Origin of the sequence: Leptolyngbya sp. 'hensonii' (assembly GCF_001939115.1) — a bacterium.
Lineage (GTDB): Bacteria > Cyanobacteriota > Cyanobacteriia.
Genome location: NZ_MQTZ01000017.1, coordinates 133,282 through 148,780, shown reverse-complemented (window position 1 = coordinate 148,780; position 15,499 = coordinate 133,282). Strand labels below are relative to the sequence as shown.

The window sequence follows — 15,499 nt, the reverse complement described above, 5'->3', positions numbered from 1 at the left end:
GACTCCTAAAAGAAGGTCCGTCGTCGCCACTTATTCAAACGAGCTTCTCCGATCGCTGCCAGCGATCGGGCTTCCGCCAACTGCTCTTGCAGACTGGCAATCAGGGCTTCCTGTTCTTCGACCTGACGCTGCAGGGTGCTGCCTGCTGGTGCGACCCGGATACCAGAAGAAGTCAGGGGGGCTATCGAGGTATCACCGGCAAATTGATCCTGGCGGATGATGGCAGACCCCATGCTGGCAAAGGGACGCAGCTCAGCCAGTTGGCTTTGCAGGGCTGCCACCAAGGTTGCCTGCTCTTGATATTTTTGTTGCAGGGCATATTCAGCCCCAGAACTGGGCTGGGAGAAAGGTAAGGTTGTACTCGGTTGGGCTCCGCTGCCGAAGACTTCCGACAGGATATCGTTGCCACTTCGACTTGGCTCAATCCCATAGGCCCGGTTGAGAATCAGCGCTCGGGTCAGGCGAGCCTTATTGCCAGAGGTCAGGTCTTTATCGCTACTGCAGGCTCCCCCCAGCAGTTGCAGCATATTGGTGAACTCCAGCATCGGTTGTCCGGCCTGGGTTTTGTAACCCCGGCAATAGGGCACAATGTTCTCACCAAAAGCAGTCTGATACTCATCACTGTCGATATAGGAATCGATATCGGCTGCAAACCCTGCCTGATCGAGGATGGCGCTGTGATGACGCATCTCTTCAAAGTGATGGGGAGCCCGACCGAGTAAATGTTTGAAATTGAGCTCGATCGCCCGATAGCGGGAGCAGGGGTCAAAAAAACGAGATCGGTATAACTCTGACTTGGCAACCTGGCGGACAAATTCCCGGACGGTGAATTCTCGCTGTCTGAGTTGGGATTCGGGAACAGCCAGACGCTCACTTTCCATGATGTGGGCATTGCCCAGGATCTGTCGGTAAACGGCTCGAATGACTATTTCAATATCTGCTTCTGAAGCAGATTCCCACAAATAAACGGGGTCTGTTTCATCAAATAAACTAACGCCCAAATTCGCTGCAGGATTCACAACGGGATTCACAAATGTAGTAGGCATTTGAACAATCTCCTGAATAGAAAGTTTTAAGTGGCGTTGGATGCAACGCCTGTGCGGAAAGCATGGGTTGAAATCACCTTTTAAATCAGTTTTAAGGTTTGAATAAGCCGCTGATCCATCAAAGGAGTCTTCACAAAGTAAACCATAAACAGTCGAATTTACTCTTAACTGTTAACTGGCTCAACAATTGCCAGACATCTATTAATCCTGCCCGTCAAATCGGGTTCGAAAGCTACCATATTTCAGCCAGTATTGCTTCAGACTATGACAGGGGGTATGGAGACTGGCTTTAGCCCGATATAGGAGCACCTGGCGATGACCACCCATCCAAATTTTGTCTACGGGATCGACTGAAATCACTGTTCCGCCTAGAGCTGTGACACAATCAGAAAAACGATCAACCGCACTGTAGTCCACGGTCTCAAACACAAAGAAGTTGCCGGAACAAATTAAATGACGGCTCCGAATCCAGCACTGCATCTTTTTTTGAGCCTCAGGTGGCAGCATTTTGGCTTCCGTCAGTTCCAGATCGATTGAGGGAGCTTTATAAGATATTGGGGACTTCATGGGCAAAATTCTCCCGTTTTTCAAACCGCAACGGTCCAAAGGTTGATCCCCATACCTGTTCGTGGGTATTGACATCCATACCTTTATCTAGGCTGACCCAGGTTGTTTCTGTGATTTCCACATCGCTAACCAGATAGGTCTGACAATTGTGACGTTCAATTAAGCAAAGATTACCGGGCTCTACCATGCCCCGAAATAGATCTCCCTCCCGCTTGAAGACCATGGCGCAGTGGTGTCGTCGCTCAATCTTGTCGATCGTAAGGGTGTTTAAAATCTCTAATTCACGGGCAGCACCGGCATAGAGAAAAGCCTCTTTCAGGCCATAGTTTTCTATGTAAATCTGATCCCCCTGGTCCACCAGACGATGGACGCCCTGGCGATAGGGACTCCACAGATCGTAGTCATAAACCTGTTCTGAATAGAAGCCGATTCCAGAGAAAAACTCAAAGGGTAACGGACGAAAGAAAACGTGGATATGGGCGTAATTTTTAGGGTTTTCAAAAGCCTGTTTATAGTTGCTAAATCCCCCTGCCATCCAATGGGCCAGGGTGAATAAATCACTCGATTTGACTTCAGCAGGATCGGACGGAGTAGTCATCATGGCCGTGGGAATGACTGCATTGAAGATCGGAAAACCTAGGTGTCAAATCAAAAAGTTCAAATCATCAAAATACGGTTGAGCTGGAGCCCGTTAAAATCTGAAATTTTAATTCATCCTGAGTAAGCTCAGTTTTTGATCTCCTGTCGAATTTCGGAAGAAAATGATGCAGTGACAACCCCGGTGCCTGCACTGGTTTTGATCAGAGAGACCCGGCAACGGACATTGGGATTCACAAACCAGATTTTCTCTTCAGCTGCCGCTCGATCGTAGGCTGTCACCAAAACAAAGGTGCCATCCGCTGTGAGATGGTAGTCCCCCACAGCGGCGATCTCCTCGGCGTATCCCTGATCGCGAAGCAGCTTGCCACGATTGGCGGCAGAGTTCGGATCGGGAATGGGAATCAAGACACAGGTTCCCTGCATGGCCGCACTTTCATCCCAGTCAGATTGCCCTTCCCAACTCATCCGAAAGGGAGAGACGGCTGTTGCTGGGTCTACATTGTAGGCATGGCAGAGGTCAAGTACTGCCGGGTCATCCAGGGCCAGGGCTACGATATCAATGACCGATTCAACCGCTTCAAAATGGCGGAAAGCGAGATGATGGGCGCTGCGTTGCGATCGCCAGCGCCCAATCGATCGTTCAACAAAGTTGATTATGTCCATCAGGAATCTGGTTTTTCGTCGGAATCGCTGTCCTTACTGGGTTTGAATTTGGCAAAAAATTCATTCAGGCCAAACCTTCCCAGGAACTGGCTTAATGCCGGGGGCTCAGCAGTTGTCGATGCCGGGGTTGTGTCACTGACCTCCCCTTCGGAGTGATCCGAGGGAGGTGGCGTAGCAATCAGGTTGTCAGCCCCAGAGGAGGCAACGTCTTCCGCCTCAGAAGAGGATCCGGGTGGAGACGACTGGATAGGTTCAGACTCAAGTGTGAGTTCTGATGCTGAAACCGAGGCTCCCAGAGTTGCTACCTCTGAAGGTTGTGGGACATTGTTTTCCGTCGTAGGTGGGGGGACTTCACTGATCGAAGGTCCAGCCGATAGGATGGTTGCCCTCTCTGGAGCTGTAGAAAAAGGCTGAGCGCCTGACAGGTCAGGAGCAGGAACAGGCTCGGCAATCGAGGAAGACAAAACAGTGATGTTAACGACTTTCCCCTGCCTGCGACGAATGGACTCAAGGGTGCGAGCGAGCGAACGATAAGGAACTTTGAATGTGAAATTGCTCACTGGCAGTAAGGCTGGCTGTTGTAAACCAGCGACTTCAACCACCAGTATGAGATCGTCATATCCAGTAGCCGCCATAATTTTGCACCTTATATATAGGGTGATTATGTTGGACTAGCAGGGCAATGATAAGCCCTGCATCCCTTACCACTCTAGGCTATTGCTACGCTACTTCAGTAATGCTGAGAATTTTGCCCCCAGTTTTCTGGATATTCTGAATTTTCTGGGACAGTTGGTTGTAGCCCACTTCAAAAGTGGCAGCACTCTGGGTGACCCGAGGACCATAACTGGCCTTCGTAACCGTGACCCGGAAACGCTTGCCTGTGTTGCTGTAGGTGCCTGAACCCCCTGCAGGTGCAGCGATTTTGGTTGGGAGATTGCCAGCAATATCGCTGATCAGCTTGGCAGAGGTGCCGATGTCGTTGGCCGCAAAACCCCGTACCAGAGCAAATGTACGATTAAATCCAACATTTTTGATCCCAGTTTGAGTCTGACTACCCTGGTAGGAGGGAACGGTGTTTTCACCAAAGTTGGCCTGATACTCATCGCTGTCGAGGTAGGAATTAATCTCAGCCTCGTAACCCTGGGTGTTGTAAAGTTGCACATGCTCAGAGATCTCAGCCTGGTCCTGAGGAGCCCGACCCAGCAGGTGTTTGAAGTTCAGCTCAATGAAGCGGTAGGGAGAAGAGCTTTCAAAAAAGCGGGTCCGATAGAGATCCGACTGAGCGATCGCTCTGACGAACCCTCTGACGGTGATATCCCCATTCCGGAGCATGGACTCTGCACTGGTGAGCCGTTGGCTATCCATGACATGGGCATTGCCCAGAACCTGGCGGTATGCGGCCCGAATCACTGCTTGTAAATCGTCTTCGGTTGAATTGGGGCGCAATTCAACCGAAGCTGTTTCTACCCAAAGTGCCATAACTGAGTTCTCCTAAAATAAAGTTTCGAAATTGGATTCGCCGGAGGGGCTACCAGCAGCGCTGATCCATGACGGGTTGATCCAGATTGCCCCATCAAGGGGGTATGAATTGATCGAAACGAGGCATTAAAAATGGGGTGGAGAACCTCCACCCCACCCCCACTAAGCAATTTCAGTAATGCTGACAATCTTGCCAGAGGTCCGATTAATCCGTTGAATTTGCGGAGTCATTTTACTGGCAGGAACGATGTACTCGGTTGAGCTGATGCGACGAGGGCTGTCGAATTTGGAGCCAGCCACCACAATCTTGAAACGCTTTTCCGTCCCTGAACCAATCACCGTGGCCGAAGAGGGCTTAATGGTGTTGGCCGAGTTGCTGGCTACAGCGTAGACCAACTGGGAAGATTTCACGGCACTGTCGATTTGTGCTGCACCTCGATCGAGGACAAACATGCGATTGTAACCCACCTGTTTGGGGTTGGCTTCGCTGGCTCTGCCCCGATAGTAAGGAACGACGTTCTCACCGAAAGCAGCCTGGTACTCGACGCTATCGATGTAAGAATCGATCTCTGCCTCGTAGCCTTCAGCAACGCAGCGAACAATGTGCTCAGACACTTCCCGCTGATCCTGGGGAGCCCGTCCTAGCAAGTGCAGGAAGTTCAGTTCCACAAAGCGATAGGGAGCACAGGACTCGAAATAGCGAGACCGATAGAAATCAGACTTGGCTACGATGCGGACAAACTCACGCACGGTAATGGAGCGATCGCACAGTTGGGACTCTGCAGCCACCAGACGCTCACTATCCATGACGTGGGGGTTGCCTAAAACTTGCTTATAAACTGCCCGAATAATGGTCTGAACTTCTTCCAAACTGCTAGCGGGCCATAACTCAAGACCAATAGAGGATGCCATTGAAATGTGATCTCCTAAAAGTTTTCAACAAAATGAGTGGTTGAGAAACCATACCCATCCAAGGCTGACCCATCCAAAAGTGGAAGTGCGCCACAAAAAATCTTCGGCTGCAAAGGGGTGTCACCTGCAACCATGAAATGGGTATGACCTGAGTGGGAGATCCCCCTAACAATCCGGCTACCATCCCTGATTTGAGCGGCCATGGCTTTGCCAAGTAGCGCCCTGCTCATAGCCTGCAGGAATGTGCTTTAAGGGAACGGAGGGATCTGAGCCAGGGACTAGACGAGGGTAATGCTGGCGATGACACCACCTTGCTGGTGGATTCTCTGGTACTCTTGGGAGAGTTTATCGAACGGCACCAGGAAAACCTGGTTGGAACGGCGGAACTTGGAGATGTTATTGAAGGACTTCGCCCGGTAACCCGTGACCTCAATCCGATAGACCTTACCGCCTTCACCAGCACCCACACCCAAGCGGGTCCGGGAAACAACGGGTGGGTTGCGGAAGGTTGCCCCATCTCCGGCAGGCGAGATCACTGGGGTCGGGATGGACTGAATGACGAGGGAATTGAGCTTGGGGCTCTTACCGGCCAGATCCCCCTTCAGGCTGCTGCTGGCAGCACCCCGCACCAGTTGGAAGGTGTGGGTAAATTGAACCATGCTCTGGCAGGCTTCGGTTTTGTAGCCCCGGATGTAGGGAACAATGCTCTCGCCAAAGGTGTTCTGGTACTCATCACTATCGATATAGGAGTCGATTTCTGCATCAAATCCCTGAGTATCCAGAATCGTGCTGTGGACCCGCATTTCTTCCAAGTCCAGTGGGGACCGACCCAACAGGTGTCTGAAGTTCAGTTCGATCGCCCGATAACGAGCGCAACTGGTGAAAAAGCGGGAGCGATAGAGATCAGACTTGGCCACTGCCCGGACAAATTCGCGAACGCTGAATTCGCCCCGCTTGAATTGCGACTCAGGCACGGTGAGCCGCTCACTTTCCATCACGTAGGCATTACCCAAGACTTGTCTATAGACGGCGCGAATGATTGATTCGGCCTCTTCGTCTGAGCGACCGGGTACCCACTCAACTGGAGGAGTTTCATCAAATAAACTCACCCCTAAACGTGACGCTGGTCCGAAAGCCATGAACGGTATCTCCTGGTTAACAACAAAGTTTAAGAAAATTGTTTCAATGGGTGAAGAAACCTAAGAATATTCACCTGGGTTAATCGAATTTACCGGATTGATTCGTCTCATATTGAAACTCGAACCCCATGCAGGGGAACGCCAACCCCGTCAATGATAAGGCCTTTGAGGCTCTTTATACGCTTTGTTATGATCAATCTTCGTACAAGGGGGCAGCCCTGATCGTCAAGATTTATGAATTTTCATGGCATAAGTCTGCACTCTGGACAAAATCCCGGTTGTTTTTCCCGCCGAATCCTGCGTCCATCTGGGCTACAGATCAGGTGATTCCGCCTGGCCTGTATGGGTTTTACCCATGCACCCTGTCTGCCATGCCTCTAGCTTTTCTGCTCCACCCCAAAACCGACCAGAACAACCTCTTGCAGGGCTTCTCCTGCAGTTGGCCGACGATAATTGAGAATCTTGCGGATACGAAGTCGGGGATTGACCAGGGTAATGGAATCTACGGAAACCACCTGAGTATATTGGGTTGTCATCAGGAGTTCTCGATGGTCCGGGTTAAAGCGAAACTGGGACACGATCGGTCGAGATTCTTCATAGGCCCGATCGCGCAGGTAATCCCCCACCACAATGGCATTCTCTGCTCCCTGGGGCACAAACAGCATATTCAGGGATTGGTTGACCCGTTCTCCTTTCTCGGAAACGGTGGCGAAATCCAGATGGTATCCCGGTAGGGCATTGAGATCGGCTGGCTCAGGATACTGGTTATCCACCAGAACGCTGGCTTTACCCTCCGTCTGGATCGGCTGGATCTGAAATTCGGTCCGTGATCGTTCCACCTCCTGATAGGTCAGGTAGTGGTAAGTTCGTTCTGTGGTCCAGGTCCCAATGCAAGCCTCAAAAAACTGCTGCAGGTGTGTCAGAGCGTCCATGGTATGTCCTGTTTTGCCATTTTAACCAAACCCGTTTCTATCCTCCCGATTCAGGCTCCTTGATGCAACCCTGCTTCGAGGGCAGCGGCCACCACGTAATGGTTTTCATCCTGTTGGAGTTGGGCCACGAGTCCTCTGGCCCTGGGATCTTCCGATCGGCTGAGGGCAGTTGCTGTGCGCCAGCGATCGCGCCAGTTGGGAGCCTGGGCCAGTACCGTCAGCAGGGCTAAAGCATCCGTCAGGCAGGGGCCATTCAGCAGACTTCCTAATGCCAGAATAGCGGTTTCCTTCACACTCTGGGCCTCATCCTGCAGCCCTTCCTGGATGACAGCCAACAGGATTTCATCCTGCTGGGCTTCCATCAGAATTGAGAGAATGGTTTGGCGGGTGAGCCAGTGATGATTGCGATAAAATAATTGTTCTAGTAAGGGGATGGCCTCGGTTCCAAACTCGAAGAGGGAATTGGCGACTTCGGCTAGAACATTATCATCCTGCTCGCTGTCCAGTAAGGATTTCAGAATTTGCAGAGCTTCCCGGGTGCGGTGATTGCCCAGCCCCATGACAGCAAAACGACGGCGGAGAAAGTCCCGATCGCTAGCCAGTCGTTCCAGAATCGGGAGGGCCAGTTCGGGCGGGGATTGGGCCAGTTCATCCAGGGCGGCTTTGCACTGGTCTACAGCGCCCGATCGCAGTAAGGCTTCCAGATGAGCCAGGGGATTAGAATTCATAGGATTCACTCCATTGCACCTGCTTGAATCAATAAGTCTGCGGCCTGCTGGGAGCGGAAGGACTTGCGGGCTTCGCTTAAGGCAGTTGCTCCCCAGCGATTGCGAGGGCGGAAGTCTGCCCCATGCTGGAGCAAAAGGCTGATGGTTTCCAGGTCGCCACGGGCCGCTGCCATCATCAGGGGAGTCCACCCTCCCAGATTTTCCGTATTGACCTCGCCGCCCAGCTCGATCAGGGCTTTGACTGTGTAGGAGTGACCATGATCGACAGCCAGGTAAAGGGCGGTGTCTCCGATTTTATTCCTGGCATTCACCTCCGCCCCCATCCCGACCAACCGCTGTACGAGGTCGGTTTGACCCTGGCGAGCCATGGCCATCAGGACGGTTTCAGCGTATGGGTTGCGAGGGTGAATCCCCGCCTTGTGATCGAGCAGGATGGAAACAATGTCTCGGTAGCCTGCTTCGGCAGCAAACATGAGGGCGGTATACTGGGCGTCGTTTTGCTCATTGACTGAGGCTCCGTGGGCCAGCAACAGGTCCACGATCTCCAGATGTCCTTCGGCTGCTGCCCACATCAGAGCGGTGTTACTGGCTCCAACGGGGGTGACGCCACCCGTGGTATTGACGGCTACCCCTGCAGTCAGGAGGGCTTCTACCTGGGCCACATCCCCTTGGATAATGGCACGGATCAGGATTTGATTGGGGGAGGGCATAGGGGAGAAAAGGGGAGAAAGGATAAGCTGACAGCCGTTGCAGGCAACGACTGGACAAAGGATCTGAAATGGGGACCGTCCTATCTCTTCAGAACCTGGTCTGTCTTCAGTTCCACCTTAAAAATGCTGTCCTGCGGTTTCTCAGCGATTACCGTATTCCATTGGATCGTTTGCAGAAAAGTTGCCCCGTCAGTCGTTTCCACCACATCTACCCCCCATTCGCCGGGTTGCAGCGCGTCGGGCGAGTCACTGGTGGGTGGGGTCGTCTTCAGACCCCCCAGAATCAGCACTTCCGGCATTGCCGCTGCAGGAACTCCCTGAGCCTGACGTTTCTCGACCAGAGCCAGGGCACAGAGCTGACCCACCTGGGCTGGGGAGAATTCATCTGAAGGGAACCGGATTTCGACAATCCAGTGGGGGTTGTTGACCAGCCGACATTGCAAGGGGATCTGGGAATTGAGACCCTCCCTGAAGACGGCAAAAAATTCTTCTCGATTGAGGGCTGGAATGCTGTCGCCTCCAACATCAAAGTTGTGGGAGAGCAGCATGCGTCCTAAATAGTTCTCGTTCACGATCGCTGGTTTGACAAGATAAATATTTGTATCTTGAATCTTAGCCTGATTGGGGGCAGGGTCGGTGACTGGGCTACTGGCCTCCCCATGGCTTAAGTCGAGGGAAGCGATGTCGAGATTCCACTCACCTGGGGCTGAATGCGGGAACCTGGTCGGACAAATATTGCGTAAAATTAAGTTTCGCTACATCAACTTTACTAAATTTGAACTTTCGATAGGTTTGGATAAACAATGAAAAGGTCCTTTGCCCTGAACTCAGGTGCCTAAACGTTCTTCTCGTTCCACCCCAAAATCTGACGATCGCAAAACCAGTGCAAAACCAGTCAAGCAAAAGCTGGCCCAACAGCAGACTGGCTCAATTCTGTTGCAGTCTTTGTTTGAGAAAGCTCAGGATGCGATCGTTCTGATTCAGGATGACGGTGGTCTGGTTGATCTGAATGCGACAGCCTGTAAGCTGTTTGGGCTGGATCGCCAGGGTCTGATTGGGCATGCCCTGCCAGATTTTATGCAGGGTGGGTTTGCCGTTCCCTCCGTGCGAGAGCGGGCGCAAGGCGGGGAATTAATGTCAGCAGGGCAACTATCCCTAGGAAAAAAGGCAGCGCGGGATGTGGAATATACCTTGACCCTGGATGTCCTGCCGGACTGCCATCTGCTGATCTTGCGTGATATTTCCGATCGGAAAAAAGCGATGGATGATGAGCTGCGACGGCAGCAGCAACGAGTTGAACTGTTTTCAGAAGTGACCTTAAAGATTCGAAAATCTCTGCAATTGAAGGAGATTTTGCATACAACAGTGACAGAAGTGCAGCGGATTCTGCAGGCTGATCGGGTGCTGATTTACCAGGTGTTGCCTGATGGTACCGGTAAAACGATCAGCGAAGCCGTGTTGCCGGATTATCCAGCCCTGATGGATCTGGAATTTCCTGAAGAAGTGTTTCCCGCAGCGTATCAACAGCTCTATGCCCAGGGCCGGGTGCGGGCGATCGTAGATGTGCATGATGTGACAGCCGGGTTGGCCCAATGCCTGGTTGAGTTTGTCGATCAATTCAACATTAAAGCCAAGTTGATTGTGCCGATTCTGCAAACCCTGAGTCCTCATACTTCAGGTGAATCTGCCTCTCAAAGCCAACTCTGGGGTCTGTTGATTGCCCATCAGTGCAATCAAACCCGTCACTGGGTTGACTTTGAATTGGAACTGATGCAGCAACTGGCAGATCAAATCAGTATTGCCCTGGCCCAGGCCCAATTGCTGGAGCATCTGGAAGAAATGGTAGAAGTCCGGACTGCTGAATTGAAACAGGTGAATCGCAGTTTGCAGCAGGAGATTAATGATCGGATGCAAGCTGAAGCAGCTCTGAGGCAAAGTGAGGAGCAATTGCGTTTGATTACAAATGCCCTGCCTGTGTTGATTGCTTATGTGGACGATCAGCAATGCTATCGCTTTAACAATAAAGCCTATAGGGATTGGCTGGGGCAGTCTCCCAAAGAGATTTATGGGCGACATTTGCAACAGATTTGGGGTGAGGACTGCTATCGAGGTATGCAGGTGCATGTGGAGGCTACCTTGTCGGGTTGCGTGGTGAATTATGAAAATGAAATTGTGCTCCATGATGGTAGTTCTCGATCGGTCGATGTGACCTACATCCCGCACCAGGATGAGCAGGCGGTCACAAAGGGATTTTTTGCTCTGACCAGTGATATCAGCGATCGCAAAGCTATTGAACGGATGAAAGATGAGTTCATTTCTGTAGTCAGCCATGAGCTCCGAACGCCCCTGACATCTCTGCATAGCGCCCTGAAGATTCTGGGAACTGGGCGATTGGGAGCCCTCTCAGGGGATGGGCAGCAAATGCTGGGGATTGCCAACGAGAGCACTGAACGTCTGGTGCGTTTAGTCAATAATGTGCTCGATTTACAACGGATTGAGTCTGGTAAAGTCATCATGGATCGCCAGGCCTGTGATGCAGCGAATTTGATGATTCAGGCGACGGAGGCAATGCAGGCGATGGCCCAGCAACATGAAGTGCGTCTGGTAACCCAACCGGAAGATGTGATGGTCTGGGCTGATGCTGATTACATTCAGCAGGCGCTCACCAACTTACTCAGTAATGCGATTAAGTTTTCCTCCCCAGGGGGGACCGTCTGGCTCACGGTCCAATATGGGTCAGCAACCCATCTGCCTGATGCTGCTGCGCCTCAGACAAAATCTGCCTCATCCGCTCGGGCAGGAGCTAAAATTCAAAAAAAATTGCATCAGGAGCAAAATTCAACCCGACTCAAAACCCGTAATCTTCCCACGGAAGCAGTGTTTCAGGTTCGAGATGAAGGCCAGGGGGTTCCTGCCGATCAGCTCGAACGTATTTTTGAGCGGTTTCAACAAGTTGATTCGTCGGACTCCCGCAGAAAAGGAGGGACGGGGCTGGGGTTAACGATCTGTCGCAAAATTATTGAACAGCATGATGGCAGAATTTGGGCCGAGAGTAGTCCAGGTCGAGGGAGTACTTTTTCGTTCACCTTGCCAGCGATCGGGGCTAACCGGCGTCAGCCCCCCAACGCGCCATGAGTAGCTTTGACGGGATGGAGGGAGGTCACCATCCGATGACCAATAATAGACGTGTTTTGATCATTGATGACGAAGAAACCATTCAAACTGTGGTGCAATTTGGTATTCGCATGGTGACGGGCTGGGATGTGCTGACGGCCAGTTCCGGGCCAGTTGGGATTCAAACGGCTCAAATAGAACAGCCAGATGTGATTCTGTTGGATGTGATGATGCCAGATATGGATGGAATTGCCACCTTTAAGGCGCTGCAGGCTCATCCAGAGACTGAAAAAATTCCGGTCATCCTGTTGACGGCTAAAGCCCAGACAGCAGAAAAACGTCAGTTTAATGATTTGGGGGTGAGTGGGGTGATTACAAAGCCCTTTAACTCTCTGGATTTGCCGGAACAAATTACCCGGATTCTGGATTGGTAGTGGTCTGTATGAAAATCTTGCTAGTGGAAGATGATGAGTCCTGTATTGCAGTCCTGACCCGGAGTCTGGCTTCCCATCATTATGTGCTGGATGTGGTTCAGGATGGGGAGATGGGCTGGACCTATGGTTCCACGTTTGAGTATGACCTGATTGTGCTGGATATTATGCTGCCCAAACTGGATGGCATTAGTTTATGTCAGCGATTTCGTTCTGAAGGCTATGCGACGCCAATTTTGTTGCTAACAGCTGAGGAAAGTAGCACGGCTAAAGTGCAGGGATTGGATGCTGGAGCCGATGACTATGTGGTGAAGCCATTTGACCAGGCTGAACTGGTTGCCCGAATTCGGGCTTTGCTGCGGCGGGGAAGTTCTAATCCCTTTCCGTTATTAACCTGGGGGGAGTTGCTGCTCAATCCCAGCACCTGTGAGGTGACCTATAACGGACAACTCTTAAGTCTGACAACTAAAGAATATGAGCTGCTGGAATTGCTGCTGCAGGACAGTCACCATGTCTTCAGTACGGAGGAAATTCTGGACCGTCTCTGGTCTTCGGAAGAATTTCCCTCCGAGGCGACGGTTCGCTCCCATATCCGACGGGTCCGTCAAAAATTGCTGATGGCTGGGGCTCCCCAGGATTTCATTGCCACGATGCATGGTCGGGGATACTACCTGAAAGCACCTGCCCTAGAGGCTGGAACAGCCCTGTCGGTGGTTCAGGATGTGCCTGCTGGAGTACCAGAACCGCTGCACGATGCTGGATCAGGGCGACTGAATCCCCGATCAGCCGATGCTCAACAGCAATACCTGGCTTTTCTCAACGAAACCTGGATGACCACGAAACCCAAGAGTCTGGAACAATTGGCTCTGCTCTCGGCCATTGTTGAGGCGTTACAGTCCGATCGTCTGGATGCTCAACAGCAGGCTCAGGGGCAACAAATGGCCCATAAGTTGGCTGGAACGCTGGGCATTTTTGGGCAAATGAAGGCCATGCACTTGGCTCGTCAGGTGGAGCACTGGCTGGCAGGTCGCCAGCCCTTGCTTCCAAAGCATGCGCCGCTCCTGGACGTTCTGGTAACGGCCCTGCAGGACGAGATTCAGAGTGTGACCTTGGTGGAGCCCTCTCAACTGCCCACGGGACATGCACCCCTGCTGCTGATTCTGGGTGGAGAGGCCGGGTTTACCCAATCGCTGGTGAAGGTGGCGGAAAGTCGGGGGATTCGCACTGCGATTTCACCAACCCTGGATGTGGCAGAAGGTTGGTTGACCTCAGAGACTCCTCCGGATGCGCTGCTCTTCCGCTTGCCCTCAGGAGCTTCCCAAGCGGAGTCAGGGTCTGAGCCCAGGCTCCCTTCCCTGGACTCCCTGCTCCTCTTGTCGGAATTTGCACGGCGCTATCCGACGTTGCCGATTCTGGTGGTGACGGACCAGGGTGACCTGCAGGGTCGTCTGGAGATTCTCCGTCGGGGGGGCAAACTGTTTTTAGAACCCTCTGCGATTCCAGAACAGGTGATTGCTGCAGTAGTGCAGATGTTATCAGGATCTCATCTGCCCAGTACAGTGATGATTGTGGATGACGATCGGGCCTGGTTGCGCACCTTACCCACCCTGCTCAAACCCTGGGGCTTTAAAGTGACAACCCTGGCAGACCCACAGGAGTTCTGGACGGTGCTGCAGGCTGTGACACCGGATGCGATCGTCCTGGATGTCAATATGCCGCAGATTAATGGCTTTGAACTCTGTCAGATTCTGCGCAGCGATCCGCGCTGGCAACGGCTGCCTGTTTTATTTCTGAGCGTGTTAACGGATGTAAAGAGTCAAAATCAGGCATTCACGGTGGGTGCGGATGATTACCTGTGCAAACCGGTGATGGGGATTGATCTGGCGAATCGGATTCTGAATCGTCTCCAGCGGGTAAAAGCCTGGGCCAGTTAGGACTCTGGTCTGGGATGGCGACCTGGTGCGGCTCAGAGGCCTGATGAGAGACGCAGGCCATGCTGGCAGATCTTTGCACACATTTTGCACGGGCTATAGGCCAGTGTAGGTAAATACCCATTGCTTTGATTCAGGTTATATCGTTAAGTTTCTGCCTGGTAGCCTTAGGCCGAGAGCGTTGTAGCCAAGATTCTGCAAATTGATATAAATCCTATCCTCATATAGATCGATATGTTGAAGCCTGTGCAAACATCATTACGAAACCAGCAGCATGCTCTGATTCGCAAGTTGGCAGATTGTATTGAAGAAATCTGGCTGAGCCAACTGACGGTGTCTCCTTACCGGGTTCCGGAAGATCTGGGCTACATTGAGGGCTGCCTGGAAGGGGAACGCCTGGTGATCGAAAACCGTTGCTATCAAGCGCCTCAGTTTCGTAAGTTGCATCTGGAACTGGCCCAGGTTGGTAATCATCTGGATATTTTGCACTGTGTGATGTTTCCGAATCCTGAATATGCCCTGCCGATTTTTGGGGCTGATCTGGTAGGAGGCCGTGGGGGTGCCATTAGTGCTGCGATCGCGGATCTTTCCCCCGTCAGTGCCGATCGAATTTTGCCCAGTGCCTATCGGGCGGCTCTGTCGGCTCTACCCTCGCCGCAGTTTTCCCAACCCCGGGCATTACCGGAATGGGGGGATATCTTTTCCGAATTTTGTTTGTTTGTTCGGCCTGTTGGAACTCCAGAAGAGGAGGAGTTTCTCGATCGGGTGCGGTCCTTCCTGACCATTCACTGTCAGATTGCCAGCCAAACGACACCTTTGACCTCTAGCCGCGATGTGGCCACGGTGTTGGCCGGGCAGCGATACTACTGTACGAAGCAGCAGCAAAACGATAAAACTCGGCGTGTCCTGGAGAAATCCTTTGGAGAGGAATGGACCGATCGTTATATGAACACCATGCTGTTTGACTATGTCGCCTAAAAAATAGGGGCACGCCCTCAAAAGCAGTCCCTAGGCTCGGCCATTGACCCGTTGGAATTGTCCTGAGCTTTCTGAGCAAAGCTATATATCAAATATCTCTAGAACGGCCTGCCAAAATTTTACTGGGATGCCTGTCTTTAGAGTTAGGAAAGGCTTGTAAGAAATTTTAAACAAACAAATGCCGGGATAATTGTTCGCTATATAGAACGATTTCCCGGCATAATTTTCGGTGATTTAAATTTGCAATTGCTGCCTTAGGCAACAGTCTA

16 protein-coding genes are annotated in these 15,499 nt (G+C 51.9%); 4 read left to right on the top strand and 12 right to left on the bottom strand.

Annotated elements, in window-relative coordinates; translation table 11 throughout:
• Positions 1-5: 5 nt before the first annotated feature.
• The 12 genes from BST81_RS06225 to BST81_RS06165 all read right to left on the bottom strand — a co-directional run bounded on the left by BST81_RS06225 (position 6) and on the right by BST81_RS06165 (position 9,348).
• On the bottom strand, positions 6-1,046 hold the full coding sequence (locus BST81_RS06225) for a phycobilisome rod-core linker polypeptide (protein WP_083636696.1): 1,041 nt from the start codon (positions 1,044-1,046) through the stop codon (positions 6-8).
• 201 nt (positions 1,047-1,247) lie between these two features.
• On the bottom strand, positions 1,248-1,613 hold the full coding sequence (locus BST81_RS06220) for a CpeR family transcriptional regulator (protein WP_075597671.1): 366 nt from the start codon (positions 1,611-1,613) through the stop codon (positions 1,248-1,250).
• Complete coding sequence (locus tag BST81_RS06215; protein ID WP_075597670.1) at positions 1,591-2,214, bottom strand: chromophore lyase CpcT/CpeT; 624 nt, start codon at positions 2,212-2,214, stop codon at positions 1,591-1,593. The genes BST81_RS06220 and BST81_RS06215 overlap by 23 nt, the downstream gene beginning before the upstream one ends.
• Before the next feature lie 125 nt (positions 2,215-2,339).
• Positions 2,340-2,876: a phycobiliprotein lyase gene (locus BST81_RS06210; RefSeq protein WP_075597669.1), complete on the bottom strand. Its 537-nt coding sequence runs from the start codon at positions 2,874-2,876 to the stop codon at positions 2,340-2,342.
• Entirely contained in the window at positions 2,876-3,511 is a 636-nt protein-coding gene (locus BST81_RS06205; protein WP_075597668.1) for a phycobilisome linker polypeptide, read from the bottom strand. Before BST81_RS06205 ends, BST81_RS06210 begins: the two co-directional genes overlap by 1 nt.
• An 85-nt stretch (positions 3,512-3,596) precedes the next feature.
• Positions 3,597-4,355, bottom strand: coding sequence for a phycobilisome rod-core linker polypeptide (locus BST81_RS06200; protein ID WP_075597667.1), 759 nt, complete (start codon positions 4,353-4,355; stop codon positions 3,597-3,599).
• A 162-nt stretch (positions 4,356-4,517) separates the two neighbouring features.
• Positions 4,518-5,267, bottom strand: a complete 750-nt coding sequence (locus BST81_RS06195; protein ID WP_075597666.1) for a phycobilisome rod-core linker polypeptide — start codon at positions 5,265-5,267, stop codon at positions 4,518-4,520.
• Between the two features lie 278 nt (positions 5,268-5,545).
• Positions 5,546-6,406 carry a phycobilisome linker polypeptide gene (locus tag BST81_RS06185; RefSeq protein WP_075597664.1) on the bottom strand — a complete coding sequence of 287 codons (861 nt, stop codon included), beginning with the start codon at positions 6,404-6,406 and terminating at the stop codon, positions 5,546-5,548.
• 377 nt (positions 6,407-6,783) lie between these two features.
• A complete protein-coding gene (locus tag BST81_RS06180) occupies positions 6,784-7,338 on the bottom strand; it encodes a phycobiliprotein lyase (protein ID WP_075597663.1) in 555 nt (184 codons plus the stop codon).
• 50 nt (positions 7,339-7,388) lie between these two features.
• Positions 7,389-8,066 (bottom strand): HEAT repeat domain-containing protein, encoded by a 678-nt coding sequence (locus BST81_RS06175; RefSeq protein WP_075597662.1) that lies wholly within the window; start codon positions 8,064-8,066, stop codon positions 7,389-7,391.
• A gap of 5 nt (positions 8,067-8,071) precedes the next feature.
• Positions 8,072-8,776 (bottom strand): ankyrin repeat domain-containing protein, encoded by a 705-nt coding sequence (locus BST81_RS06170; protein ID WP_075597661.1) that lies wholly within the window; start codon positions 8,774-8,776, stop codon positions 8,072-8,074.
• 80 nt (positions 8,777-8,856) lie between these two features.
• Entirely contained in the window at positions 8,857-9,348 is a 492-nt protein-coding gene (locus BST81_RS06165; protein WP_075597660.1) for a DUF2656 domain-containing protein, read from the bottom strand.
• 259 nt (positions 9,349-9,607) lie between these two features.
• Here BST81_RS06165 and BST81_RS06160 point away from each other — a divergent pair, with 259 nt between their 5' ends.
• The 4 genes from BST81_RS06160 to BST81_RS06145 all read left to right on the top strand — a co-directional run bounded on the left by BST81_RS06160 (position 9,608) and on the right by BST81_RS06145 (position 15,230).
• A complete protein-coding gene (locus BST81_RS06160; RefSeq protein WP_083636695.1) occupies positions 9,608-11,911 on the top strand; it encodes an ATP-binding protein in 2,304 nt (767 codons plus the stop codon).
• Positions 11,908-12,324 (top strand): response regulator, encoded by a 417-nt coding sequence (locus tag BST81_RS06155; RefSeq protein ID WP_253188101.1) that lies wholly within the window; start codon positions 11,908-11,910, stop codon positions 12,322-12,324. The genes BST81_RS06160 and BST81_RS06155 overlap by 4 nt, the downstream gene beginning before the upstream one ends.
• Positions 12,325-12,332: 8 nt before the next feature.
• Positions 12,333-14,255 carry a response regulator gene (locus BST81_RS06150; protein WP_075597658.1) on the top strand — a complete coding sequence of 641 codons (1,923 nt, stop codon included), beginning with the start codon at positions 12,333-12,335 and terminating at the stop codon, positions 14,253-14,255.
• Positions 14,256-14,498: 243 nt separating this feature from the next.
• Positions 14,499-15,230 carry a phycocyanobilin:ferredoxin oxidoreductase gene (locus BST81_RS06145; RefSeq protein ID WP_363079472.1) on the top strand — a complete coding sequence of 244 codons (732 nt, stop codon included), beginning with the start codon at positions 14,499-14,501 and terminating at the stop codon, positions 15,228-15,230.
• The last annotated feature ends 269 nt before the right edge of the window (positions 15,231-15,499 follow it).

Excerpts from the sequence above, each read along its gene's own strand:
- BST81_RS06205 (WP_075597668.1), bottom strand. The coding sequence starts at position 3,511 with ATGGCGGCTACTGGATATGACGATCTCATACTGGTGGTTGAAGTCGCT.
- BST81_RS06220 (WP_075597671.1), bottom strand. The coding sequence starts at position 1,613 with ATGAAGTCCCCAATATCTTATAAAGCTCCCTCAATCGATCTGGAACTG.
- BST81_RS06175 (WP_075597662.1), bottom strand. The coding sequence starts at position 8,066 with ATGAATTCTAATCCCCTGGCTCATCTGGAAGCCTTACTGCGATCGGGC.
- BST81_RS06155 (WP_253188101.1), top strand. The coding sequence starts at position 11,908 with ATGAGTAGCTTTGACGGGATGGAGGGAGGTCACCATCCGATGACCAAT.
- BST81_RS06170 (WP_075597661.1), bottom strand. The coding sequence starts at position 8,776 with ATGCCCTCCCCCAATCAAATCCTGATCCGTGCCATTATCCAAGGGGAT.
- BST81_RS06215 (WP_075597670.1), bottom strand. The coding sequence starts at position 2,214 with ATGATGACTACTCCGTCCGATCCTGCTGAAGTCAAATCGAGTGATTTA.
- BST81_RS06150 (WP_075597658.1), top strand. The coding sequence starts at position 12,333 with ATGAAAATCTTGCTAGTGGAAGATGATGAGTCCTGTATTGCAGTCCTG.
- BST81_RS06185 (WP_075597664.1), bottom strand. The coding sequence starts at position 6,406 with ATGGCTTTCGGACCAGCGTCACGTTTAGGGGTGAGTTTATTTGATGAA.
- BST81_RS06200 (WP_075597667.1), bottom strand. The coding sequence starts at position 4,355 with ATGGCACTTTGGGTAGAAACAGCTTCGGTTGAATTGCGCCCCAATTCA.
- BST81_RS06195 (WP_075597666.1), bottom strand. The coding sequence starts at position 5,267 with ATGGCATCCTCTATTGGTCTTGAGTTATGGCCCGCTAGCAGTTTGGAA.
- BST81_RS06210 (WP_075597669.1), bottom strand. The coding sequence starts at position 2,876 with ATGGACATAATCAACTTTGTTGAACGATCGATTGGGCGCTGGCGATCG.
- BST81_RS06180 (WP_075597663.1), bottom strand. The coding sequence starts at position 7,338 with ATGGACGCTCTGACACACCTGCAGCAGTTTTTTGAGGCTTGCATTGGG.
- BST81_RS06225 (WP_083636696.1), bottom strand. The coding sequence starts at position 1,046 with ATGCCTACTACATTTGTGAATCCCGTTGTGAATCCTGCAGCGAATTTG.